At 57.2% G+C, this 24,650-nt stretch carries 16 protein-coding genes; 6 read left to right on the top strand and 10 right to left on the bottom strand.

The window, feature by feature from the left end:
- The first annotated feature begins 364 nt into the window (after positions 1–364).
- A complete protein-coding gene (locus tag DYU11_RS21980; protein ID WP_119669871.1) occupies positions 365–4,426 on the top strand; it encodes a beta strand repeat-containing protein in 4,062 nt (1,353 codons plus the stop codon).
- Positions 4,427–4,510: 84 nt separating this feature from the next.
- On the top strand, positions 4,511–5,461 hold the full coding sequence (locus DYU11_RS21985; RefSeq protein ID WP_119669872.1) for an L-threonylcarbamoyladenylate synthase: 951 nt from the start codon (positions 4,511–4,513) through the stop codon (positions 5,459–5,461).
- Here the strand turns inward: DYU11_RS21985 and DYU11_RS21990 are convergent.
- Positions 5,458–6,405, bottom strand: coding sequence for a 1-aminocyclopropane-1-carboxylate deaminase/D-cysteine desulfhydrase (locus DYU11_RS21990; protein ID WP_119669974.1), 948 nt, complete (start codon positions 6,403–6,405; stop codon positions 5,458–5,460). The two genes, DYU11_RS21985 and DYU11_RS21990, sit on opposite strands and share 4 nt — an antisense overlap.
- A gap of 47 nt (positions 6,406–6,452) precedes the next feature.
- On the opposite strand from DYU11_RS21990, the gene DYU11_RS21995 reads away from it, so the two are divergent.
- Positions 6,453–7,478, top strand: coding sequence for an RluA family pseudouridine synthase (locus DYU11_RS21995; RefSeq protein WP_119669873.1), 1,026 nt, complete (start codon positions 6,453–6,455; stop codon positions 7,476–7,478).
- A 4-nt stretch (positions 7,479–7,482) separates the two neighbouring features.
- Here the strand turns inward: DYU11_RS21995 and DYU11_RS22000 are convergent, their stop codons facing one another.
- On the bottom strand, positions 7,483–7,923 hold the full coding sequence (locus tag DYU11_RS22000) for a hypothetical protein (RefSeq protein ID WP_147368007.1): 441 nt from the start codon (positions 7,921–7,923) through the stop codon (positions 7,483–7,485).
- A gap of 400 nt (positions 7,924–8,323) precedes the next feature.
- On the opposite strand from DYU11_RS22000, the gene DYU11_RS22005 reads away from it, so the two are divergent.
- The 3 genes from DYU11_RS22005 (at position 8,324) to DYU11_RS22015 (ending at position 11,996) form a co-directional block, all read left to right on the top strand.
- On the top strand, positions 8,324–9,106 hold the full coding sequence (locus DYU11_RS22005; RefSeq protein ID WP_119669875.1) for an MBL fold metallo-hydrolase: 783 nt from the start codon (positions 8,324–8,326) through the stop codon (positions 9,104–9,106).
- Positions 9,107–9,217: 111 nt separating this feature from the next.
- The gene (locus tag DYU11_RS22010) at positions 9,218–9,670 is read left to right on the top strand and encodes a GNAT family N-acetyltransferase (RefSeq protein WP_119669876.1); all 453 of its coding nucleotides are present in this window, start codon (positions 9,218–9,220) and stop codon (positions 9,668–9,670) included.
- 130 nt (positions 9,671–9,800) lie between these two features.
- Positions 9,801–11,996, top strand: coding sequence for a transglycosylase domain-containing protein (locus DYU11_RS22015; protein ID WP_119669877.1), 2,196 nt, complete (start codon positions 9,801–9,803; stop codon positions 11,994–11,996).
- Positions 11,997–12,002: 6 nt separating this feature from the next.
- Here the strand turns inward: DYU11_RS22015 and trmD are convergent, their stop codons facing one another.
- From trmD to DYU11_RS22055, 8 genes are all read right to left on the bottom strand, one after another.
- Positions 12,003–12,677 carry a tRNA (guanosine(37)-N1)-methyltransferase TrmD gene (trmD, locus tag DYU11_RS22020; protein ID WP_119669878.1) on the bottom strand — a complete coding sequence of 225 codons (675 nt, stop codon included), beginning with the start codon at positions 12,675–12,677 and terminating at the stop codon, positions 12,003–12,005.
- On the bottom strand, positions 12,667–13,254 hold the full coding sequence (gene rimM, locus DYU11_RS22025; protein WP_119669879.1) for a ribosome maturation factor RimM: 588 nt from the start codon (positions 13,252–13,254) through the stop codon (positions 12,667–12,669). The genes trmD and rimM overlap by 11 nt, the downstream gene beginning before the upstream one ends.
- Positions 13,255–13,356: 102 nt before the next feature.
- The gene (locus tag DYU11_RS22030) at positions 13,357–13,923 is read right to left on the bottom strand and encodes a 30S ribosomal protein S16 (protein WP_119669880.1); all 567 of its coding nucleotides are present in this window, start codon (positions 13,921–13,923) and stop codon (positions 13,357–13,359) included.
- Between the two features lie 138 nt (positions 13,924–14,061).
- On the bottom strand, positions 14,062–15,249 hold the full coding sequence (locus DYU11_RS22035) for a glycoside hydrolase family 18 protein (RefSeq protein ID WP_119669881.1): 1,188 nt from the start codon (positions 15,247–15,249) through the stop codon (positions 14,062–14,064).
- Positions 15,250–15,481: 232 nt separating this feature from the next.
- Positions 15,482–18,019 carry a carboxylesterase family protein gene (locus DYU11_RS22040; protein WP_229365975.1) on the bottom strand — a complete coding sequence of 846 codons (2,538 nt, stop codon included), beginning with the start codon at positions 18,017–18,019 and terminating at the stop codon, positions 15,482–15,484.
- Positions 18,020–18,039: 20 nt separating this feature from the next.
- The gene (locus DYU11_RS22045) at positions 18,040–19,695 is read right to left on the bottom strand and encodes a beta-N-acetylhexosaminidase (RefSeq protein ID WP_119669883.1); all 1,656 of its coding nucleotides are present in this window, start codon (positions 19,693–19,695) and stop codon (positions 18,040–18,042) included.
- A gap of 154 nt (positions 19,696–19,849) precedes the next feature.
- Positions 19,850–21,250, bottom strand: a complete 1,401-nt coding sequence (locus DYU11_RS22050; protein WP_119669884.1) for a vanadium-dependent haloperoxidase — start codon at positions 21,248–21,250, stop codon at positions 19,850–19,852.
- The gene (locus DYU11_RS22055) at positions 21,247–24,645 is read right to left on the bottom strand and encodes a VCBS repeat-containing protein (RefSeq protein WP_119669885.1); all 3,399 of its coding nucleotides are present in this window, start codon (positions 24,643–24,645) and stop codon (positions 21,247–21,249) included. The genes DYU11_RS22050 and DYU11_RS22055 overlap by 4 nt, the downstream gene beginning before the upstream one ends.
- Positions 24,646–24,650 lie beyond the last annotated feature (5 nt).

Below are 24,650 nucleotides of genomic sequence, written 5' to 3' on the forward strand. Positions count from 1 at the left end.
ATTATCTTCTTTTCATATGCTTTGGCAGGAAAATTGTCATGTATTCCGTTTAGCCACAATTGATATACATAACTACGCTATTTTGTTTACAATCTATTCATTTACAACTACATAGCTATTCTTACCATTTATTCCCCAGCCTACTTACCTGTTTGCAAGACTTTTGCATAGATCGGATTAGCCTGAAAACCATCCACGGGCCATTCATCCGTATGTCTGAAAGTTTACTTCACACTTCTGCACTCGTTACGTGCCTACAGCCTTCGCCGGCATGGGCTTGCTCTGAGCGTACGCTGCTTCGTCGAATCTACACCTGCTGCTCTTCATAGACACTCAACTTTTCACGCAAACCGACTCACTTAAGATGAAACACATCTTCTCCTGCCTGCATCCAAGGAATTGGCGGCTGTGGGTAGCCGGCCTTTTGGCCCTGATGGTGCAGATGGCCTGGGCAACGACGCCCGGAAAAGCACCTACCCGCCTGATGGCGCCCATGGCCCTTGGTCTGGGCGACCGCGTTTTCGATGATCTGAACAGAAATGGTGTTCAGGATACTGGTGAACCGGGTATCGCCAACATACCGATTCGAATTTATCTGAATGGTGTCGAACGGGGTACTACTACTACCGACGCAACAGGTACGTTTGCCTTCACCAACGCCAACGTCCAGGGTGGTCTGCTTCCGAATACTGTTTACGAACTTCGGATTCTGGGGGCTGATTTTCCGGACGACCGGTCACTAACGCTCCGGCAGCAGGGTAGTGATAATGCTGCCGACAGCGACGCTCAGCTCGTTGGCGGCAATGCGGTCATCTACGCCGTCACCAGCGCCAACGATACCCCAACCAACTCATACGATTTTGGTTTTACGGCCGGCAATCCCGACCTGGCTATCAGTAAGGTAGCGGACACGCCACAGGTCTCGTACGGATCGAACGCATCATTTACTCTTCAGATCAACAACATCGGTCAGGGAACCGCCACAAACGTAGTTGTGCGGGATACCCTTGATCCCGGGTTGGTTTACGTGTCTTCAACCCCGGCAGCAACGGTCGATGGCAACATCCTGACCTGGAATCTGGGCAACGTAGCACCGGGCAATATCACGAGCCTGTCGGTGACAGCCACTGCGCAGGCCGATGGGGTACTGTTTAATGCTGCGGGTGTCTCCACCACCGATACGGAAGATTTCACCCGGAATAACAGCACCCGGGCCTGTATCTCGGTACCGATTGTGCTCTGCCCCGACGAAGCTTACGTAGCCCAGATCCCGGCAGAGTTCACCAATGTGGAGTGGTTTAAAGACGGAGGCACAACGCCAATTGCTACCGGAAACAGTTTTACGATTGTTGAAGCAGGAAGTTACCGGTTTACGACAACGACGAATATCCAATGCCCGGCGGGCGGATGCTGCCCGATCGTGGTAGAAAATGGAACGATACCGGATCTCGCCATTGCACCGGCCACACCGGCTATTTGTATTGGCGAAACGGTTTCGCTGACCGCTACCGGTTGCACCAGTGGCACAATTGCCTGGAGTACCGGCGAAACAACAGCCAGTATTCAGGTAGCCCCAACGATTACTTCGACGTATTCGGTTACCTGTACGTCGACTCAACGCGGTTTCTGTACGACCTCAGCTTCGACCACGGTTACGGTTAATCAAATTCCCGAGCTGGCTCTGACCTCGGCCACCATCTGCGCCGGCGAATCGGCCACGCTGACAGCCAGCACGGGCTTCGCTTCGTACACCTTTAGTGCAGGCGCCACCCAGATCGGTACGTCCAACCAAGCTGTGGTGAGCACCGCTGGCACCTACACGGTGACGGCCACTACGGCGGAGGGTTGTACGACGGTCGCTACGGGCACGGTCATTGTCAATCCGATTCCGGAACTGGCCCTGACCTCGGCCACCATCTGCGCCGGCGAATCGGCTACGCTGACAGCCAGCACCGGCTTTGCGTCCTACACCTTCAGTACGGGCGCCACCCAGATCGGTACGTCTAATCAAGCGGTCGTCTCAACGGCAGGCACCTACACGGTGACGGCTACGACGGCCGAAGGTTGTACGACGGTCGCTACGGGCACGGTCATTGTCAACCCGATTCCCGAGCTGGCTCTGACCTCGGCCACCATCTGCGCCGGTGAGTCGGCTACGCTGACAGCGTCAACTGGCTTTGCGTCCTACACCTTCAGTGCGGGCGCTACTCAGATCGGCAGCAGCAATCAGGCTGTGGTGAGCACCGCTGGTACGTACACGGTGACGGCCACCACGGCCGAAGGTTGTACCACCGTGGCTACGGGTACGGTCATCGTCAACCCGATTCCCGAGCTAGCTCTGACTTCGGCCACCATCTGCGCTGGAGAGTCGGCTACGCTGACAGCCAGCACCGGCTTTGCGTCCTACACCTTCAGTGCGGGCGCCACCCAGATCGGTACGTCTAATCAAGCTGTGGTGAGCACCGCCGGTACGTATACAGTCACGGCTACGACGGCTGAAGGCTGTACGACGGTCGCTACGGGCACGGTCATCGTCAATCCGATTCCGGAACTGGCCCTGACCTCGGCCACCATCTGCGCTGGAGAGTCGGCTACGCTGACAGCGTCAACGGGCTTCGCTTCGTACACCTTCAGTGCGGGCGCTACCCAGATCGGTACGTCCAACCAGGCGGTCGTCTCAACGGCGGGCACCTACACGGTGACAGCTACGACGGCCGAAGGTTGTACCACCCTGGCTACGGGCACGGTCATTGTCAACCCGATTCCCGAGCTGGCTCTGACCTCGGCCACCATCTGCGCCGGCGAGTCGGCTACGCTAACGGCCAGCACGGGCTTCGCTTCGTACACCTTCAGTGCAGGCGCTACCCAGATCGGTACGTCCAACCAGGCGGTCGTCTCAACGGCGGGCACCTACACGGTGACAGCTACGACGGCCGAAGGTTGTACCACCCTGGCTACGGGCACGGTCATTGTCAACCCGATTCCCGAGCTGGCTCTGACCTCAGCCACCATCTGCGCGGGTGAATCGGCTACGCTGACAGCCAGCACCGGCTTTGCGTCCTACACCTTCAGTGCAGGTGCTACCCAGATCGGCAGCAGCAATCAGGCTGTGGTGAGCACCGCTGGTACGTACACGGTGACGGCCACCACGGCCGAAGGTTGTACCACCGTGGCTACGGGTACGGTCATCGTCAACCCGATTCCCGAGCTGACCCTGACCTCGGCCACCATCTGCGCCGGCGAGTCGGCTACGCTAACGGCCAGCACGGGCTTCGCGTCCTACACCTTCAGTGCGGGCGCCACCCAGATCGGTACGTCCAATCAAGCGGTCGTTTCAACGGCGGGCACCTACACGGTGACAGCTACGACGGCTGAAGGCTGTACGACGGTCGCTACGGGCACGGTCATCGTCAATCCGATTCCGGAACTAGCCCTGACCTCGGCCACCATCTGCGCCGGCGAATCGGCTACGCTGACAGCCAGCACCGGCTTCGCTTCGTACACCTTCAGTGCGGGCGCTACCCAGATCGGTAGCAGCAACCAGGCGGTCGTCTCAACGGCGGGCACCTACACGGTGACAGCCACTACGGCTGAGGGCTGTACGACGGTCGCTACGGGCATCCTGACGGTGAACCCTGTACCCGTAGCAGCCATAACGCCGACGAGCGCGACTGTCTGTGAAGGCGAAAGCGTGACGCTCACGGCCAGCGGTGGCACCAGCTACCTATGGTCGACAAGCGAAACGACGGCGACCATCTCGGTGACGGCAACCGGAGTTTACTCAGTAACGGTTAGCAACGAGCAGGGTTGTTCGGATGTCGCCAGCACCACGATCACGGTTAACCCGACACCGGTGCTGACCGTCAGCTCGGCCACCATCTGCGCGGGTACATCAACCACGCTGACCATAGGCGGCTGCGAAGGCGGTACGCTGGTCTGGTCAACGGGCGACAGCTCGGCATCTCTGGTGGTGGCACCGACCCTGACTACGACTTACTCGGCTACGTGTACGTTTGCAACGGGCTGCTCGTCAATCACGGCCGCAACCGTGACGGTCAGCGACGCCCCAAGCTTCACGGCAGCACCGGCGGTTACCCCCGCTACGTGTAACGGCGCAACGGCAAACAACAACGCGCGGATCACGCTGACGACGCTGGTGAATACCGAACGGGCCGACCTTGTGGCAGGCGCTACCTACGCGGGTGGTCCGGCCTACGGCGCATCGACCAACGTATTGGTGGTGAATGGAACGGTAGTGTTTGAGAACCTCCCGAATCCGACTACAGCTCAACCGTACACAGTCCGGTTGTTCAGTGCGGGCGGTAGCTGCTTCATCGACGTTACGGTTACCCTCCAGCCGGCCGATTGCCAGTGTCCGGCACCGAAGTGCGTACCGGTGGTGATTCAGAAGATAAGCCGACGCTAGTTTCAATAGCAATTACGTTTCGGAAACCGGCCACTGTCAAGTGGCCGGTTTCTTTGCTTGTAGACTCCTTCGTACTTTTGCACCATGACACAAATTGGTCAGGATATTCAGGTTGCCAAACAACTGCTGGAACAGAATCAGGTCGTTGGCATCCCCACCGAAACCGTCTACGGATTAGCCGCCAATGCCCTCAGTCCGGATGCGGTGCTGACAATATTCCGGGTAAAAAACCGGCCCGCTTTTGACCCCCTGATTGTTCACATTGATTCGCCGGACAAACTCGACCGGTTGGTTCAATCCATTCCGGAACCGGCCTTTCAACTGGCCGAAGCGTTCTGGCCGGGGCCGCTGACGCTCTTGTTACCCAGAAAAGCCATCGTGCCGGACCTCACTACGTCGGGGCTGGATACGGTAGCGGTTCGCATTCCTGACCATCCGCTTACGCTCGATTTGCTGCGCGCACTCGACTTCCCGCTGGCAGCCCCGAGCGCCAATCCATTCGGGTACATCAGCCCCACGTCGGCCCAGCACGTAGCCGATCAGCTTGGGGACCAGGTGTCGTATATTCTGGACGGTGGGACCAGTCAGGTTGGGCTGGAATCAACGATTGTGGGTTTTGAAGCGAATCAGCCGACGATATTCCGGCTGGGCGGCATTGCTTTGGAAGCGATTGAAGCGGTGATTGGCCCTGTAGCCGTTCGTAGCCATTCGACATCCAATCCCAAAGCGCCGGGTATGCTGAGCAGCCACTACGCCCCCCGCAAGCCGCTGACGTTGCTGGCGGCTAATCTGCCGCCAACTCCAGACGCAGCCGGTGGAGCGCTGGTTTTTACGACCCCATTCGAGGGCATTCCCGCCAAAAACCAGTACGTCCTCTCTCCTACCGGCGACCTGAACGAAGCCGCCCGCAACCTGTTCAGCTACCTTCGGGCGCTTGATAAGCTACCCATCCGTCAGATTTACGCCGAGTTGCTTCCCGACGAGGGCTTAGGACGGGCTATCAATGACCGGCTGCGACGAGCTGCGACTCGTTAGGGAGTATCCAACAGGGAACTTCGGCCCTGCAGGCCGCCCGTATGCACGGCTACCACAACGGAACCAGCCGGAAAGTAGCCGGTACGAGCCAGATCATACAGGCCGAACAGCATTTTTCCCGTATACACCTGTTCAATACGTATTCCTGTTTTCTGTTCAAAAACCCGCATGAAAGCGAGTAGTTCGGGAGTTGTTCTGGCGTAGCCGCCACCGTGATACTCCGTCTGGATACGTAGGTTTTGGGGGGCGTAGCCTAGCAGCCGTTCTACCTCATCCCTGAGGAAACTTCCCCCTTTCAAGGCGGAAAAGCCGACTACAGTGGTTGACGATGAGGCCGAACTGGCCAAGCCCGCTACGGTACCGCCCGTACCGACGGGGCAGCAAACGAAATCCGGCGTTCGGCCCAACTGCATCTGAATGTCGGGTAACAGTTCGGCCACGCCCCGAACGGCCAGGGCATTGGTTCCTCCCTCAGGCAGTACGTAAAAACCAGCCGGCATCCCGGTTACACGAGTCACAAAATCAGTCTGCTCCGACGCAGTGCCCGAAGACGTTACGTCGCGGTAAGCTGACCGGCTAATCCCATACAGGCGCATTCCGGCCCGGCGGCAAAAAGCCAGGGTCGATGTATCCCGCTGCGGATATTCTTCACCCCGAACGATACCGATCGTCCGGAAGCCGAATACCTGCCCGGCCGCAGCCGTTGCGTACAGATGATTCGAAAACGCCCCACCGAACGTCACGAGCGTATCGAGGTTCTGCCGACGGGCGTCGAGCAGGTTGTATTTCAGCTTGCGCCATTTATTGCCCGACACCAGCGGGTGCAGCCGATCGTCCCGCTTCATATACAGGTGAATCGGGACCGGATCGGGAAAGGGATCGTCGAGCCGCTGCAGGGGCGAGTCGCGGACGAAAGCCGCCAGTTGCCGTTCCAATTCATCCATAATACCGTACTTTTGCGGGATAAAAACGGCGTAAATCTGCATAAACCGTGGCTGACGAGGTAGAAGAATTTCTGGAAGAGGACGAGTTATTTGAACATCATCGCATTGTAGTCGACAAGGGGCAGGGGCTGCTGCGCGTAGATCGGTTTCTGATGGACCGGCTCCCCAACGCCACCCGAACCAAAATCCAGGCGGCTATCGACGCCGAATCCGTCCGCGTCAACGACCGCACGACCAAAGCCAGCTACAAGGTAAAGCCGCTGGATATCATTACGATTTCGCTGCCGCACCCGCCCCGCGAAACCGACCTGGTCCCGGAAGATATTCCGCTCACGATTATCTACGAAGACGACGAGCTGCTGGTGCTCAACAAACCCGCCGGTATGGTGGTCCACCCCGCCTTTGGAAACTGGACCGGAACGGTGGTAAACGCGCTGGTGTATCATTTTCAGAACCTGCCGACCACGCAGAACGGAGTGGCCCGACCCGGACTGGTTCACCGGATTGACAAGGATACGTCCGGTCTGATGGTAATCGCCAAAACCGAGTACGCCATGACGCACCTGGCCAGGCAGTTCTACGACCATACCATCGAGCGAACCTACAACGCACTGACCTGGGGCGTTCCTACTCCGCCGGACGGTACCGTTACGGGCTACATCGGCCGCAGCGTGAAGGACCGGAAGGTACAGACGATTTATGACGACGAAAGCAAGGGCAAATGGGCCGTCACGCACTACAAGCTGCTGGAAGACCTGCGGTACGTGGCGCTTGTGCAGTGCAACCTTGAAACCGGACGGACGCACCAGATTCGGGCCCATATGAAGCATATCGGGCACCCCCTGTTCAGCGACGCCATGTACGGCGGGGACCGGATTCTGCGCGGCAACCCCGTGGGCAGCTACAAATCGTTCGTCGAGAACGCGTTCAAGCTGTTGCCCCGGCAGGCACTCCATGCGAAATCGCTGGGGTTTGAGCACCCCCGCACCCGCCAGTGGTTACAGTTTGATTCGGAACTCCCCGACGACTTCCGGTCTGTGCTGGAAAAATGGAGAAACTACGTAACCGTGTAACAAACTACCGCTTGGTGCCGCTCATCTGCGCCGACTGCGAGTAGCCAGTTTCGTTGTTGGCATCAACAGCCGTGTAGCTGATTGACAACTGGTTGTTCATGTTAGACCCCTGCCCAATCACATTAACCTCCCCGTTATACCGATTGGTGGCGTATAAATACACCTTCTGTCTGGAAATAACCAGGTTACTCCCCATCCTGATTTCGGCTTCCATGCGCAGCCCTGACGAATCCGGGAAGGCAATAAGAACCCGATTGTCGTCAATTGCAGAAATATCTACCTGACTAATCTTCCGAAAGCTACGAGGGTTTTTAATATTGGTTTCCGTTATGGACACCTGGCAATCCCAGGATCCTTCATAGCGCTCGGCGGCAGTCATCCCCTTTGGGCGGCAAGTTGCTACAAACAGACCAACACCTACTAATAATATAGCTTTTACTTTCATAAACGGACAAGCGTTTGACTTACGAATGGCTAATTTACGTAATTCGCCAAGCGGGTCGGCAGCTTGATTTCGTTTACGTACCAATATTTCGTAAGTGGTCGCTCACCCGGTATCCGGCAGGCAGCTTTAGCAACCAATCAGACATTCAATTGTAAACGAGCGCATTACTTTAACGTGCCCCCTCATTTTGCCGCCTTGAGCGGCCCGGCTTCTGTACGGGAGCGGCCGTTCAGACGGTCACAGACGTAACGAACGGCCGGGGCCACTCTGTCTGAACGGTTGCCGTATCACCAGGTTTTGTACAAGACGATAGTCAATGCATACAAGCCGTACGTAGTCGCCGATTTATCCCTGCTGTCGGGGAGCTTTGTTTGCCAAAAAATCGTTACTTTGCTTAACGATGCCACTTTTTATTACCTCACTGAATTCCGGCAGTAACGGCAATTGTTACTACGTCGGAAATGCCCACGAAGCTGTTCTGATTGATGCGGGCCTATCCTGCCGACAGACCGAAAAGCGGATGCAACGGCTGGGTTTGCCGCTGCAGCAGGTCAAAGCTATTTTCATTTCGCACGAACACACTGATCACATCAGCGGAGCTGCCCAGGTCGCCAGGAAATACCGACTACCTGTTTTTATTACGCCCCGAACGCTGCGGCAGTCGCGGCTGGAGCAACCCGGCCTCGATATCCGTCCTCTCCGGAGCAACCAGCCGGTTTCGATCGGCGGCATTACCATTACGGCCTTTCCCAAGCTCCACGACGCCAGCGATCCGCACAGCTTCGTGATCGACTACGAATCGACCAGAGTAGGGGTGTTTACCGACATCGGCATGGCTTGCGATCAGGTCATTCATCATTTCAGCCAGTGCCACGCTGCCTTTCTGGAAGCGAATTACGACGAGGCTATGCTCGAACAGGGCCGGTATCCGATGTACCTCAAACGCCGGATCAGCGGAGAAAAAGGGCACCTGTCCAACCAGCAGGCGCTGGCTTTGTTCCGGGCGCACAAGCCGTCGTTCATGAGCCACGTCCTGCTGTCGCACCTTTCAAAAGAAAACAACTGCCCCCAGTTGGCCCGGGATCTGTTCGTACCCCACTGCGATGGAACCGAAATCATCGTGGCTTCCCGATCCGAAGAAACACCCGTGTTCACCATCGGTGCCGTTCGGGAGATCGCCTGATTACGGGTCTGTCAACGCTTTGACGCGTAGCCGATCCAGAATCGCCCGATCAACGCAACAGCGTAACTAAACACTATATTCCATACCTTCGTCCCCCAAACCACTCCTCTTATGATCAGTATCCGTCCTGGTGTACGCGCTGATATTCCTCAGGCTTTTGCGCTCGTAACCGAACTCGCTGTCTACGAAAAAGCAGCCGATCAGGTTACGAACACCGCCGAACAGATGGCCGACGACGGGTTCGGCATTAATCCACTGTATGGTTTTCTAGTAGCCGAAGACTCCGATACCAACCAGATTGTCGGCATAGCGCTTTACTACTTCCGGTATTCGACCTGGAAAGGCAAGCGGCTGTATCTGGAAGACATCATTGTAACGGAACGCTACCGGGGCTACGGCATCGGCAAGCTGCTTTTCGACGCCACCATTGAAACCGCCCGCGAAACCCACTGCACCGGTATGATGTGGCAGGTGCTCGACTGGAACGCGCCCGCTATCGGGTTCTACCAGCAGTTCGGTACCCGATTCGACGACGGCTGGACTAACTGCCACCTGGATTTTTAGCCACGAGCACAGGGCGTGGGGCAAAGGTCAATTAAGCACCCTTATTGACCTTTTACTCTAAACCCCTCGCTCTACGCCCCCCGCCCTTCGTCTAAAAACCCTATCTTTGCACTGGAATACTTAGTTAAGCATGACGGATCGTCAACGTAAAGCCCTTCGCCTTGTCGGCTGGACCCTCCTGGGTCTTATTATTCTGGCCGGTATTGGCGCGGGAATCGCTTACTCCAAACGCGAAAGTTTATTACAGGTTGCTCTCAACCGGGCCATCCGCAAGGCCAAACGCGATTATAACCTCGATGTACGGATTGGTTCAGCCACCTTTACGGGTTTCTCCTCGCTGGCGTTCACCAACGTTTCGGTGGTTCCGGCCGAGCGCGATACGCTGGCCCGCATCCGGAAAACAGAGGTTAGTGTCCGGTTCTGGCCGTTGATTCTGGGGAAAGTGAGCCTCGCCGGTCTGTCGCTCGAAAATGGCCTGGTGCAGGTTATCCGGCGCGACTCCCTGACCAATATCGATTTCCTGATCCGTCGGCAGCGCGATTCCACCAAAACCACCGCCAGCCGACGCGCCGACCTCTCCGACGTAGCCGAAAACCTGATTGATAACCTGCTGTCGAAGATCCCTGACGATCTGAACGTGCAGAACCTGGAGTTTCGGGTGCAGGATAAAAAAGATACCATTTCACTGCTGACCCAAACGGCGCTCATCGACGATGAAGACGTTTCGTCAACACTCCTGCTCAATGGCGGTCAGGCAACCTGGCACGTAACGGGTACCGCCGACCCCGGCGACCGCGAATACGATCTGGCGCTGTATGCGGACAACAAGCCGCTTGAATTGCCTTATATCGAGAAGAAATTCAACCTGAAGCTGCAGGCCGATACGCTCCGGGCCGAACTCCGCGACGTTGACCGGTCGGGGGGCGAATTTCGGATGGAAGGCATTGGGTCGGTCCGCAACCTTCGGCTCAATCACCCAGCCATCGCCCGCACGGACGTAGTGGTTGCCAAAGCGGCCATGGACGCCAATCTGTTCGTGGGCGAGAACTACATCGGCATCGACAGTTCCTCAACTTTGTACCTGGGGGAAGTCAGTGCCCACCCCTTTGTCAAGTATACGCTGTCGCCAAACAAGGTCTACGAACTGCAGCTACACACCACTCCGCTCGATGCCCAGGCCCTGTTCAACTCGTTTCCCCAGGGGCTGTTCGAGTCGCTGGAAGGCATGAAGGTATCCGGCAAACTGAAATACGATCTGGCGTTTCAACTGGACGCGTCGCTGCCCGATTCGGTAAAATTCAATTCCAGTCTGACGCCCGAGAACTTCCGAATTCTGAAAATGGGGGAAACCAACTTCACGGCGATCAATCAGCCGTTCGTTTATACCCCCTACGAAAAAGGCAAACCCGTTCGCGATATCGTGGTTGGGCCGGAAAACCCCGATTTTACCCCGCTGAACGCCATTTCCCGCGATTTACGCAACGCCGTACTGACGTCGGAAGATTATAATTTCTTTACCCATAAGGGCTTCAACGAGAAGGCGTTCCGCGTATCGATTGCTACCAACTTCAAGGAAAAGTCGTTCAAGCGCGGGGCCAGCACCATCTCGATGCAGCTCGTCAAGAACGCGTTCCTGAACCGGAACAAAACGCTGTCTCGGAAGGTCGAGGAGATCTTGATTGTCTGGCTGATTGAAAACGAACGGCTGATCCCCAAAGAGCGGATGTACGAAGTATACCTCAACATCATTGAGTGGGGACGTAACATCTACGGCATCAGCGAAGCAGCCCGGTATTATTTCGCCAAGTCGCCTTCCAACCTGTCGCTGGGCGAAAGTATCTTTCTGGCGTTCGTGATTCCCAGTCCGAAACGGGCGCTGAACTGGTTCAACCCCGACGGTACGCTGCAAAGCCGCAACGTACGGGGGTATTTCCGCATCATCGGCCGAATCATGGCCCGGCGCGGCCTGACTGAACCGGACAGCGGTGCCTACGGATTCTACGGTGTTCGGCTGCGCGAGGGCCTGCGCCGGGAGGTGGCCCCGCCGGATTCCCTGTTCCAGAGCGACAGCCTGATGACGGAACCCGACGAAGGCAGCGATTTCAACAATTTCCTGCGCGACCTGTTCAACGGCAATCGGAACGACCAGCGCGAGGATACAGACCGGCCAACGGTTCAGCCGGAACGTAGTGCGCCCACTGAACCGGTGACGGCCCCGACCGATACGGTCAAAACCCGCCGACAACTCCGGCAGGAACGGCGGGAACGTAAGCGTCGGGAGCGTGAACTTCAGGAGCAGGCAAACGGGCAGCAGGAAGACGGTTGACCTTTCCTACTCCAGCAGATCAGGACGGCGGGCCCGGGTGCGGGCCAGCGCCTGCTCGTGCCGCCACTCATCAATTTTAGCTTCGTGACCAGACAACAGGATGTCGGGGACCTTCAAGCCTTCGAACTCCGCCGGGCGGGTGTACACCGGTGGCGCCAGCAGGTTGTCCTGAAACGAGTCGGTCAGGGCCGAGGTTTCGTCGTTCAGTACGCCCGGTAAGAGCCGGATGATGGCATCCGACAGCACAGCCGCAGCCAGTTCTCCCCCCGACAGCACATAATCGCCGATGCTGATTTCTTTGGTCACAAACTGTTCGCGTACCCGCTCATCAACCCCTTTGTAGTGACCGCAAAGGATGATCAGATTCTGTTTCAGCGACAGCGTATTAGCCGTTTTCTGCGTTAAACGCTCCCCGTCGGGCGTCATGTAAATAATGTCGTCATAGCTGCGGTCGGCCTGAAGCGACCGAATGCAGCGGGCAATCGGCTCGATTTGCATGACCATACCGGCCCCACCACCGAAGGCATAATCGTCTACGCGCCGGTGTTTGTCCGTTGAGTAATCGCGGAGGTCGTGCGTGACAACCTCTACAAAACCACCCTGCTGCGCCCGCTGCAGGATGGAGTGGGCAAAGAAGCTGTCCAGTAGCCGGGGCAGGCACGTAATAATATCAATCCTCATCCGTATCGTCCCGGTCGCCGTTGGTTTCGGCTTTAGTCGTGGTATCGTCTTCGAGGTAGATGGCCAGCAGTCCATCGGGCAGCGTTACGTTCAGGCGCTGATTGGCCCGATCGATGGTGTGTACGATATCGCTGTTGATGGGAATCAGCACTTCTTTCTGCTGATAATCCATAGCAATCAGGTCCTGGGCGTTCATGGCATACACGCCCCTGACAATACCCAGTTCGCCCTCCCGGCTATCGACTACGCGGTAGCCGACAATCTCGTGAAAATAGAAGCGGTCTTCATCTTCGATTGGTTCGAGGTTTTCGAGTGGCAGGAACACGCCACAATTGATGAGCCGTTCGGCCTGCTCAATCGTATCGACATCCTCGAAGGCCACAATCGCCCGGCTTCCTTTCACGATCGCAATGGACTCGATAAAATAAGGCAATAGTTCACCTTTGACATCGAGCAGAATGGAGTCCAGGTCGGCGTAATCCGAAGGCTCATCGACGTCCAGAAAAATGACCAGCTCCCCGTTAACGCCGTGCGTCTTGGTGATGTGGCCTACCTGATAGCAATCGTCTTTCGTCACAGTTTTAATCAGACTTTGTACGGCAGAAGTTGCTGCCGTGGTATTTACAAAAAGAGCCTGCTCAACTGAACAGGCTCATTGATAACACATTCTTCGGTCGATTTATTCCGCAGCGGTCGTATCCGTTGAGGTTGATTCTTCCGTTGCGGCCGGCGTTTCTTCGGCTGCTCCTTCTTCAGCGGCAGGTGCCGCTTCAGCAACGGGCTCTTCTACCTTGTTTTTCTTGGCGATAGCCTCAGCGCGGGCTTCATTTACCTTACGCTCAGCTTCCAGACGGGCCTCCCGATCCTGTTGCTTCTGCTGCTGCTTAACGTCAGAAGCGCCAGTGACGCGGCCTTCCTTGTCCTGCTTCCAGGTGCTGAATTTTTCGTCGGCCTGCTCCTGCGTGATAGCGCCTTTGTTAACGCCTACCTGCAGGTGCTTGCGCAGCATAATACCCTCGTGCGACAGAATTGACCGAGCGGTATCGGTCGGTTCTGCACCAACCATGAGCCAATGAACGGCCCGCTCCGACTTCAATACGACCGTCGATGGGTCGGTGTTGGGGTTGTACGTACCGATTTTCTCGATAAACCGGCCATCGCGGGGTGACCGGGCTTCGGCCACAACGATGTCGTACATCGCCATCTTCTTGCGTCCACGACGCGATAAACGAATTTTAACAGCCATTTTTGCTTGCTTGTTTTTGATGAGGGACGCATCCCTCCGGTAAAACGTGGCCGCAAAAGTACGGAAAAATGCTGGAATAGTGAACGGCGACGGCTAAGTTTATTTGTAAATGTCAGCCCCGGCTGGTCAGCCGTCTGCCTACCGGCCGGTACCCAGCTTCGCAGCTGGTTCTTTCAGGCCATCAACCAGCTTGTTCAGCAGTACGTTCTGTTGCTGCAGATCGTAGATGTATTCCCAGAACATCACTCCCGCTAACCCCTTCTGTTTGACGTAGTCTACCTTCGGACCAAACGATTCAGCATCGGCGTAGGAGATAAACGTGCGTGAGGTCGGGTTCCACAGGTACGGCGCCTTCGCATCGGCATCCCAGTACCGAACGAAGCCATTCTTGTTGATGTACTTGGCAACCAGTTCATCGTAGCTGAGAAAGGAGTGCTTCCCCGCTGCGGGCTGGAACAGGCCATTGTCGACCGGCTTCACATCGGCCCAGCCACGGCCGTAGAATGGGATACCGAGCACAATCTTTTCTACGGGAACACCGGCCCGAATGTGGCCATCGACCGCCGACATGGAGCTATTGCGCGACTGATCTCCTTTTTTCGACTGGTCCAGCGGGCTGTGGTGCCCCGTCACCTTATCGTTACCGTGGTACAGGTCGTAGGTCATGATGTTGACGTAGTCGAGGTACTGCTGTGCTTCACCCAGATTGGTATGACTAACAAAGGCCGTGTCGCCCCCCGTAGCCGCCGTCAGCAGGTAATGATTCCGGCCGGTCCGGTTGTCGAGCCGCCCCTGCTCGTCGAGCCGGTCGCGAATGGCTTTCAGAAACAAGGTAAAATTCGCTTTGTCTTCGGGTCGGTAGATATTGCCCGCACCCACCTGAGCCGGGTACTCCCAGTCGATGTCCACCCCGTCAAGCTTGTGTTTTTTAAGGAAAGCGACAGCACTGTTGGCAAACTTCCGACGGGAAGCCTCTGTCAGGGCCGCGTCTGAAAAGTACTTGCATCCGCCCCACCCCCCTACGGAGATCAACACCTTCAGGTTCCTGTTAACCGACCGGAGTGCGGTCAGGACGGCCATATTAGCGGAATCCCGGGGGGTAATGGCTGCCAGTTCGCCGTTTTGAGCCGGTACGGCAAAGGCGTAATTGATATGCGTCAGTTTGAACGGATCAATCTGTTCTTTCGTCCAGCCTTTATCTGTTACGTACCCAATGACAACGTACGATCGGGACGATTGAGCAGACTGGGCCTGCCCGGCAATACCTCCGCTGAGGAATAGAGCAGCTATGAACAGACCTGTACAGAATGAGCGGAAATTTTGCATGAATAAATGGGATATATCAGGAGCCTTGTTTACGAACAAACGTGTATTCTGAGGTTTAGAGCGGGTGTGGCCTGAAGGCTGTTGGGCGTTTTTTGTTAGCCCAACGACAGATTTTGTCATCCTGACGACAGGAAGGTTCTTTGGTAGAGGCTATAAAAAGCGATAGGCTGTACTATCCCTAACTACCGAAGATCCTTCCTAACGTCAGGATGACAAACAATACTATTCACCCCTACTGTTTCGCCATTGTCTGGCTCGGTAACGCCCAGTTGTTATCAAAGAAGCCCGCGGTTTTGATGCCTTTGGCACCATCGGCGAGCATGCTGACGTCGAACACCATGTAATCCGGGAAACCACTGGCACCCGCAAAATACTGATTGGCGTTGGCAGCTTTCAGACCCGGCATACCGGTACCGGTTACGACGGCCACCGATGCTATCTGACTATCCTGGCGCGGCCAGACAAAGTAAGCCCCGAGGCTGTCGCCGGTATAGCGCTGGCTGCCTACCATCAACTGCCCGCGACTCACCTGAATCGGGCAATTGGCCAGCAGGGCATTCCAGGCCCGGTTTGTCGTCTGATTTCCAAAGAGGATTACCCCCCGGTTGGCGTACCGGGCTGGGTCAAAGGCCTTGTCGGGGATGACATCCACGGCTCCGTTGCCCCGGTAATACCAGGTTTCGGCATCGTAGCGGGCTTTATTGTACGCCCACGCGTTTTCCTCGGCCGTGCCGGTTGTTCCATACACAAACACCATGCGGTGATTAAAGGCGTCCTTAAACGTTCCGTTGCGGTGAGGCCCTTTCTGAGCCAGATCGAGCCGGCTGGCTGGCGTCCAGCGGTCGCCTTCCCGACGCAGTACCAACGTATCGCCGGCACTGGCCGTCGTATGTTCGATAGCGGGCTGACCATCCAATGTAATTTTTACCGGTGCTTTCGCCCCGAATTCGTTCAGCGCCAGCTTCAGCACCGCTACGTTCGATGTTGTACCGGTAATCCCCTGCCGGCTCCGGTTGAGCTGAATCCGGCTGTAGTCGAGCGGCTGTATCTGCTGCTCAATCGACGCCCAGCGGTAAGCCGAAGAAATGCCGGGATTCGCCGTGGTAAAATCAATGGCATTGACGGTTGAATCGAGGGGTAACTGGTGCCATTTGAAGAAGTCGAACAGTGGTTTCCAGTCAACACTGTGGTCGCCAAACCAGTGGCTGCCACCGGGGTATTCGTAATAGCTTAGATCCGGCTGTATTTCCCCTAATAGTTTGCGCATCTGGCGGGCGTAGGTAACGGGCACGGTCCGGTCGGCATCGCCGTGGAATACGTACACGCCCAGCGGCTTGTAGTTGCTTACCAGCTTCAGTACATCACTTTGGTTGGCGGCCCGCAGCAACACCTGTTCCAGCGGGTTACTGCTCCCGTCCGGAATGACCCCGTCTGCCGAACCGTATTCTTTCAGGGTCGGATAACCCGCGCAGGGCGCAATGGCCGCCCACTTGTCGGGATAGGTAGCGCCCAGAAACCAGGTGCCGTGGCCCCCCATCGAGTGCCCGGTCAGGTAGATTTGCCGGGGGTCTGGTTTAAACTGCTGTTTCGCCAGCGCCAGCACTTCCAGCGCATCCAGACGCCCCCAGTCTTCCCAGTTGAAGCCGCGCGGCCGACGGTTCGTAGCGGCTACCAGGTTCCCCCAGTCTTTAGGTTTATAGGCCCGGGCCTGCCCGCTGGCTTCAACCCCGGCCCCGTGGACCGACAGGAACAGGGCCGATGGCGTACCGCTGGCTGCGGATACGGACTGGGGCGTTACGGCGTAATACTGCAGGCTGCCGTCGATCTGACTGATAAACGTTTGGCTAAACGAAGCCCCCGGTGCAGCGGCATCGATCGATACGGTGCTTTCGTCCAGCGTTTTACCTTTCTGCGTAAGACTCAGGCGGCAGGATTGCGGCCCTCTGGCCGTTACGCCACTCCCGTCGAAGTTGAAGGGTACTTTGCGGCTCGACATGGCCGGTATGGCAGGTAGCGTTGTCGATTGTTCCTTGCCCGCCAGATTACTCGTCAGCTGGAGACCCGTTAGCGGGCTGCCTGACGCATTGATCACAACCACAGCGCCCTGGAGCGACGTATTCGACTCACCGAGCCGGATGCTTGGCAGGGTTGGATCGTCGGTACGCAGCAGAACGGTCCTGGTCGGAAACTCCAGATTCGCCGTTACGGAAATACCCCGAACGTAGAACTCGTTGAGACCTTTTTTGAGCTGAATCGGGATGTGCAGATACCCCATACTATAGGCATCGCCCATGTGCAGTTCGCCGTTCACGTACACGTTGCTGTTGCCCTTGATGTTCAGCAGCGCCACCCGCTCGCGATCCGATGGGTACGTCAGGTACGTGTACCCACCGCCCCCACCGATTCCCCCCCGCAGGCTACCGGGAGTTACGCCGGGGCCGGCCGGAGCGCCCCCGTTGCGGAACGCATTGTTCCGCAGCCGGAGCCGGTTCAGGCTATCGGCCGTAACGGCCAGCCACTTCACGTCACGACCCTGCTCATCGCGGCCAAACACGGCCCCTTCTGCCGGCTGCTTCAGGGTGTTCGTGTAGAGTTGATGGGCCAGCGGATCGGTGTAAATAGCCTCCCGACCGTAGCGGCTTCCCGTCAGGGCCACCAGGCCCTTCGTAAACTGATAACCACTCGACGTGCTGGTGGGCTGAGTTGTCTGTGCCTGCGTTTGCCCGCCCAGCAGAAGCCCAAGTAAGGCGCTGGCAATTCGTTTGTTCATAACCGGTACGTTCATAGGTGCTATTGCTTCGATGCCGTCTGGGTAGGCATCTGGTACTGAAACCTGGTATTGACCGGGGCCCCGAAATAGTTGACGTTCAGGAAGTCCAGTCGTTTTTGATGCAGCGCCAGCCGCCGTTTAAAATCCGCTACGTTTTTCCGGTCTTTTTGGGTCCAGCCCACTTCGGCCAGCGCGATGGCCCGTGGCCAGACCATGTATTCGACGTATTCCGGCGTCAGCATGTATTCCGTCCAGACGTTGCCCTGCACACCGATGATGTGTTTAGCTTCCTCGGCGTTCAGACTGTCGGGCGTGGGCTCGTAGCCGTACGTTTTTTCGAGGGTTGTGAAGCCGCCGATGGCGATTGGCTGCGTTTTCGGGTCGGCCTGGTAATGGTCCAGATAACAGAACCCACCCGGCGTCATGATAGCGTCGTGTCCCTGGCGGGCAGCCGCAATACCTCCTTCGGTGCCGCGCCAGCTCATTACCGTAGCGTTCGGCGACAGACCGCCTTCCAGGATTTCGTCCCAGCCGATCATCTTCCGGCCTTTGGACGTAATGAATTTATCGATGCGCCGGATAAAATAGCTTTGCAATTCGTGTTCGTCTTTCAGCCCTTCCCGTTTCATCAGGTCCTGGCAGAACCGGCTTTGTTTCCACTGGGTTTTCGGGCATTCGTCGCCCCCGATGTGAATATACTGGCTGGGAAACAGGTCCATTACCTCCGTCAGAACGTCCTGCAAAAACGTAAATGTCTCTTCGCGCGGAAACAGTACGTCCTCAAACACCCCCCACTTCGTCGCGACGGGCACAAGTTTGTCGGGATTACTGCCCAGTTCCGGATAACCCGCCAGAATGGCCATCGAATGTCCCGGCAGTTCTATTTCAGGAATGACCGTTACGAACCGCTCCTGCGCGTAGCGAACTACCTCGCGCACTTCGTCCTGGGTGTAGAAGCCCCCGTACGGTGTTCCATCGTACCGGTTCTCGCCGTAGCGACCCACCATCGACTGTTTCCGCTGCGAACCAATCTGGGTCAGTTTTGGGTATTTCCTGATCTCAATCCGCCAGCCCTGGTCTTCGGTCAGATGCCAGTGAAAAACATTCTGCTTATGGAGCGCAATCAGATCGATGTATTTTTTGACGAAACTAACCGGGAAGAAGTGCCGCCCTACATCCAGGTGAAGTCCGCGGTAGGCATAACGGGGCTGGTCTTCGATGGTACAGCAGGGTACTGACCAAACCACATTCCGGACGGCCGCCGGGCTGAACACCTCAACCGGCATTAACTGAAGCAGCGACTGAAGCCCGTAAAAAAAGCCGTTGGGCTGCTCGGCCGTGATCACAATCTGTTTGGGCGTAACCCGCAGGGCGTATCCTTCCTCACCTAACGTTTCTCCCCTGGCGGCTTCAAACCGAATGGCGGCCTTACTGGTCTTACCAGTCGTAACCGACGGGGTACGTCCTGTGGCTTTTGCTAACTGACCGGCCAGCATATCGGCGATGGGTCGGATAGCCGCATTGTCAACCGAAATCTGTACTGTGTTCGGCAAGGTAAACACCCCCGCCTTTTCGTCTAGTTTGTTGGGTTTAGGTACTATGGCGTACGTTGCTGACTGAGCCAGTGCCATTCGACTCAGCACAAGAATAGAACAGAGAATAATTAATTTTTTCATCAAAGAAAGTGCTTAAACCATTCAGGGGCATAATTTATAAAATAGTTTCTAAAAAATTTTAAAAACTAAATGATTATTGGCTGCACGCTGCCCATTCAGAATAATATTGGGGCGTTTGTCGACCAATGCGTTTTATTTACTTGCTGCAAGCGATTCATTTCGTTGCAGGAAGAGCGACCAGCTGTAGTCTGCGTAGTACCTGATCACCGACCTGCCGGCCTTGCTCCTGGCCGTTTTCGATGGCTTCGCGGTAGTGGATACCGCCGTATAACCGACTAATCGCAGCTTCGTCGGCCGCGTGATGAAACGACATAAACTGCCGGGAGGGAAGCCCATACGCCACTTCCGTACTGTCCGTAAAGGCCTGGTTTGGTCCGAACAGCTGCGTTAAGACCACCGCCGAAGCCGTTGAGATGACACTATGCCCGCTGGGGTACTCGGGAAACGGGGGCGTTTGCAGCAACGGCTTCCAGCTTTCGTCGATGTGCGCGTTGATATACGTTTCGGGGCGGATTACGTTATACCGGTATTTGTCGTCCCAGCAACCGATGAACCCATCGAACAGAGCCACCGCCGTCAGGAAATAAGCGGCACTGGTTTTGAGCAGATCGGCTCCGGTCTGGCGGGCTACCTGACCGGCAATGGCCAGCCAATGCCCACCGGGCGACAGTTTTTTGCTCGCAAAGTTCATGTGCCCCTGCGTGTTCAGGTAGAATGGATTGCAGTCCCAATAATTGGCAATCAGCCGCTGCTCCGGGCTTAGCTGATTACCCACATCGCGTACTTCGCGGGCTGATTGGTAGAACCGGCTGTCGGGGGTCGTGGCAAATTCGGGGGGTGCAGCCAGTTTGTACTGCGCGGCCGAGTCGAGAGTAAGGGGCCGGATGCGTCGCCAGTACGGTTCTACGGCCGCGATATAGCCGGGTGGAGTAGGCAGCCAGGCCCCGGGCTTCTTCTGCGGAGTGTACCGCCGGAGCGAACGCGTCTGTTTATACTGGTCGGCCGCAGCCCAGGCCAGAATGTGGCCGGCCATCTGCCGACCCACTGCCCGCGAGGCCGCAATGGTCTGCGCCGGGTACCCCTGCCGGCCGACCTGCTCCCAAAGTTTTTCGGCTAACTCGTCGAGCCGTTTTTCCGAGAAAACTAAACTGCGCCCCACCACCAGCAACGCTTCACTAGCGGCCAGCGCGGGCTGGACACCGGTCAGCGTCAGCGAAGGAGGTGGCGTCAGCCCGGGTAATTGCCCTGCCGCCGACCGATACGGCCCACCCTGGCTCGCTACCAACGTTTCGTAGGCAGCCGCGTGGGCATACAGGTAAATCCGCGATGCTACGGGTGGCGAAAAAATATCGGCTACAATAACCTCCGTCAGCGCGTCATGAGCCCGGTGCAACAAGTGCCGCTCAAAGACATCTCGATCGGCAGTCTGCCGGGTCCAGCCTAACGTAGCCCGGCTTGACGTAGCCCGGCCTAACGTGGCCCGGCCGGGCGTAGACCAACCAGACGTAGCTACCAGACTGATTATCACGAAACAAGCGATCTGCCAGGTTTTCATCGTTCAAACCCAATCAGGGGGCCATCGTTTATGGTGAACAGAATCCGCTTCCGCCCGGAACCGGTACGCAGTTGAACGCCCGTCCGCACATCCCCACCAGCCCACAGGCCGGTCTGCCGAGGGGCCTCCGCGCTGAACCTGCCCCGGCCATCGCCCCGTAGGACAACCCCAAAACTGGCATCGCAGGGACCGTGCTGCACCCGGTACGGATGAAAATTGCCCGCTATGATTACGTCGGTTTTGCCGTCGCCGTCCCAGTCGTCAATCAGGAGACTACCGGCGCGTGAGAACTGGGCTTCCAGCGGAAAAGGCATAAATGAAAACTGGCCATTGCCCTGGTTGAGAAAGACCCCGGACGCCAGTTCGTAGGCCTCTACGGTGGTTGCGTTCGCCAGGGCCTGTTCGCCAAAAATGGTTTCGACCGTAGCGTCGGCGTACTGGTGGTAGCGGGAAAACCGCTTTCGTAGGGGCACGACCTGATCCAGCAACTCATCCCGCGAAGCCGCCGGATACGGTTTTCCCTGCACGTAGTACACCCAGACCGGATCAAGTACGCCGTCCTGATCAATGTCCCCGGCCACAACCGACATAGGTTCGGCCAGGCTGGCCCGAAACGGGTTGTTCAGGCCCGCATTGCCAGCCACGATGTCCGTATCCCCGTCGTTGTCAACGTCGGCCAGGCGCAGCGCAGCCCACATCCCTTTACTCTGGCTTAGGCCCGCCTGTTTGGTCTGATCAACCAGCTTACCTGGTTGATTACGAAACACCCGCACGGGCATCCAGTCACCGGCCAGCACCAGGTCAGGCTGTTTGTCGCCGTTGAGATCGGCCCAGGCCGCGGTCTGCACCATCCCCGCCTGTCGGCAAGCGGGAACAACCTCGTCCGTTACGTCGGTGAAGCGTACGGCTCCTCCGGCGGGTGTGTCGTTGCGAAGCAGGTAGCTAACCGATGGCAGGGGAAACGACCCCGCCTTACCCCGACCGCCCACGAACAGATCCTGGTCACCATCGCCGTCAAAATCGGCCGCAGCTACGGCCATTTTGCTGTCGCGCATGACCGGCAACGCGCCGGTTACAGCCGGACCGAATTTGCCCCGCCCGTCGTTCAGATACAGCCGATCCTGGTATTCGGGCGACCCCGCTTCGTATTCATTGCCTCCGCTGACGACATACAGATCGGCATCCCCATCGCGGTCGGCGTCGAAAAATAAGGCGTTCACGTCTTCGTAGGCTGCCTCCGCCTGCCAGGGCTGCTGCGGACTGCGGGTAAACGTACCATTGGCCTGCTGCACCCACAACTCGCCCGACTGCCCAACGGCCCCGCCCAGATAGAGATCATCCCGACCGTCGGCATTCACATCTCCGGCCGCCAAGGCCGGCCCCAACCGCGACAGCTGGTACGGAATCAGCACCTCCACCTTGAAGTCAATGAAATCGTTTTCCTGGTGGCGATACGGCAAAACGGATGCCATCGGGAGCGGCCGGAACCAGGGCATGGGCTGGGTAGAGGCCGAGGCTGGTGTGGCCTGCGTGTCGGCCTGTCTGATCGTTAGCAGTTGATCAACTGGTGGGTTTATCTGCCGGGTCTGCCTGCCGTCGGGCCAGTAAACGGTTAGTCGTTTAACGGTCGTCTCGCGGCCCAGGCCAAAATGCAGGACTGTCTCGACCGAAGCCTGATAGCCCCGCGTCGGCGATACGGTTTGTAGCTGCCGTCCGGCGGCCGTTTCGAGCACGACCCGCGCACCCAACGCCTGGGTGTTGGCCCCCGCGCCTACCAGCCGTACCCGTAGTGCATGAGCGGCATCCGGTTGCTGATCGGCGTTGTTGCGGTACAGCGACGCGGGTTCGTTCTGGTGGCAGACCACCAGGTCCAGATCACCGTCGCCGTCAAAGTCGGCGTAGGCAGCCGCTCCCGACACGGCCGGCTGGTCGATGCCCCAGGCCGCCGACTGGTTGCTGAACGTCAGATCGCGGTTGTTGCGGAAGACGTAGCTGGTCAGTCGGTTCGACGGCATTTTTTTGACCAGATCCAGCGTCTGGAAGTTGAGGTTACCCTTAGCGGCTTCTTCCAGTTTGGCGTCGGCCACGGTATACTTCATAAAATCCAGATCCGTAAAATCGCGCAGATAGCCGTTCGAAACAAACAGGTCCTTCCAGCCGTCGTTGTCAAAATCGGCCAGCAAGGCCGACCAGCTCCAGTCGGTGGCCGAAATGCCCGCCAGTTGCCCGATTTCGCTGAAACGAAGCTCGCCCTGCGCATCGGTGCCCTGGTTTAACTGCAGCATATTGCGCATCTGCTGCCGAACGTATCCACTGTCGATCAGCAGCTTGTAGGCATCGTACTCGTCGGAGCCTTTCAGCATCTTCTGGCGGTGATTGTCGGCCGGGAGCATATCCAGCGTCACGATGTCGGGCAGCGTATCGTTGTTGTAATCAGCAATGTCGCAGCCCATGGAAAATTTGGAGGTATGGGCCATGCTGGTTCGAATCACCTCCCAAAAGCCGGTATGCTTACCCGATGCGTCGTGCTGATTCAGGTAGAGGCAATCCTGTTCAGTGTAGTCGCTGGTCGTGTACAGATCGGGCCAGCCGTCGTTGTTCACATCGGCCACACCAACGCCCAGTCCAAAGTTGATGGGATTGTTCAGAATGCCCTCCGCCAGCGTTACGTCCGTGAATTTACCCTTGTCATTCCGCAGGAGCCGGTTGCCGTAGCGCATGTCCGGCGTCGCCCGCAGCTTCCGGGTACTCAGCAACGGATTGAAGGTATGATTGGAGTGATTCAGGATAAACGCGTCCAGATCGCCATCGCGGTCGTAGTCGAGAAAGGCGGCCTGCGTTGTTTGGGTGCCGGGCAGATCAAGGCCGTACTGACGAGCCTGTTCGGTAAAGTGTGGAACAGCCGGCTCATTAGCCTGATGCTGAACGCCTTCGTTGATGAACAGCTCATTCACCAGCTTGTCGGGCCCGAACTTACCCGAGTGGCAAACGTAGATATCCAGCCGGCCATCGCCGTTGATGTCCACCACACTGACGCCCGTGCCCCAGGTACCGTTGCCGCTGACACCCGCCTGCTGCGTTACGTCCGCGAACTTCCATTTTCCGTTCGGTTCGGAGCGGTTGACGTAGAGTGTATGCGGTACGGTATTGCCCGAAAAAAACAGATCGGGTTTACCGTCGCCGTCGAAATCACCGACCCCCACGCCATTGCCATTATACAGGTATTCGTACCGGAAGATGTGCAGCGAATCCGTTTCGACCAGCCGGTTCGTAAAGTCAACGCCGGTTTCCGCTGCCGATAGCCGCGAGAAGAGCGGAGCTTCGGCCGGCCGCATGGCCCACCACACCGGAACAGCCAGCAGGATTGACAACGCAATGGCGGATAGTCGGATCATAGTAC

Origin of the sequence: Fibrisoma montanum (assembly GCF_003583365.1) — a bacterium.
Lineage (GTDB): Bacteria > Bacteroidota > Bacteroidia > Cytophagales > Spirosomataceae > Fibrisoma > Fibrisoma montanum.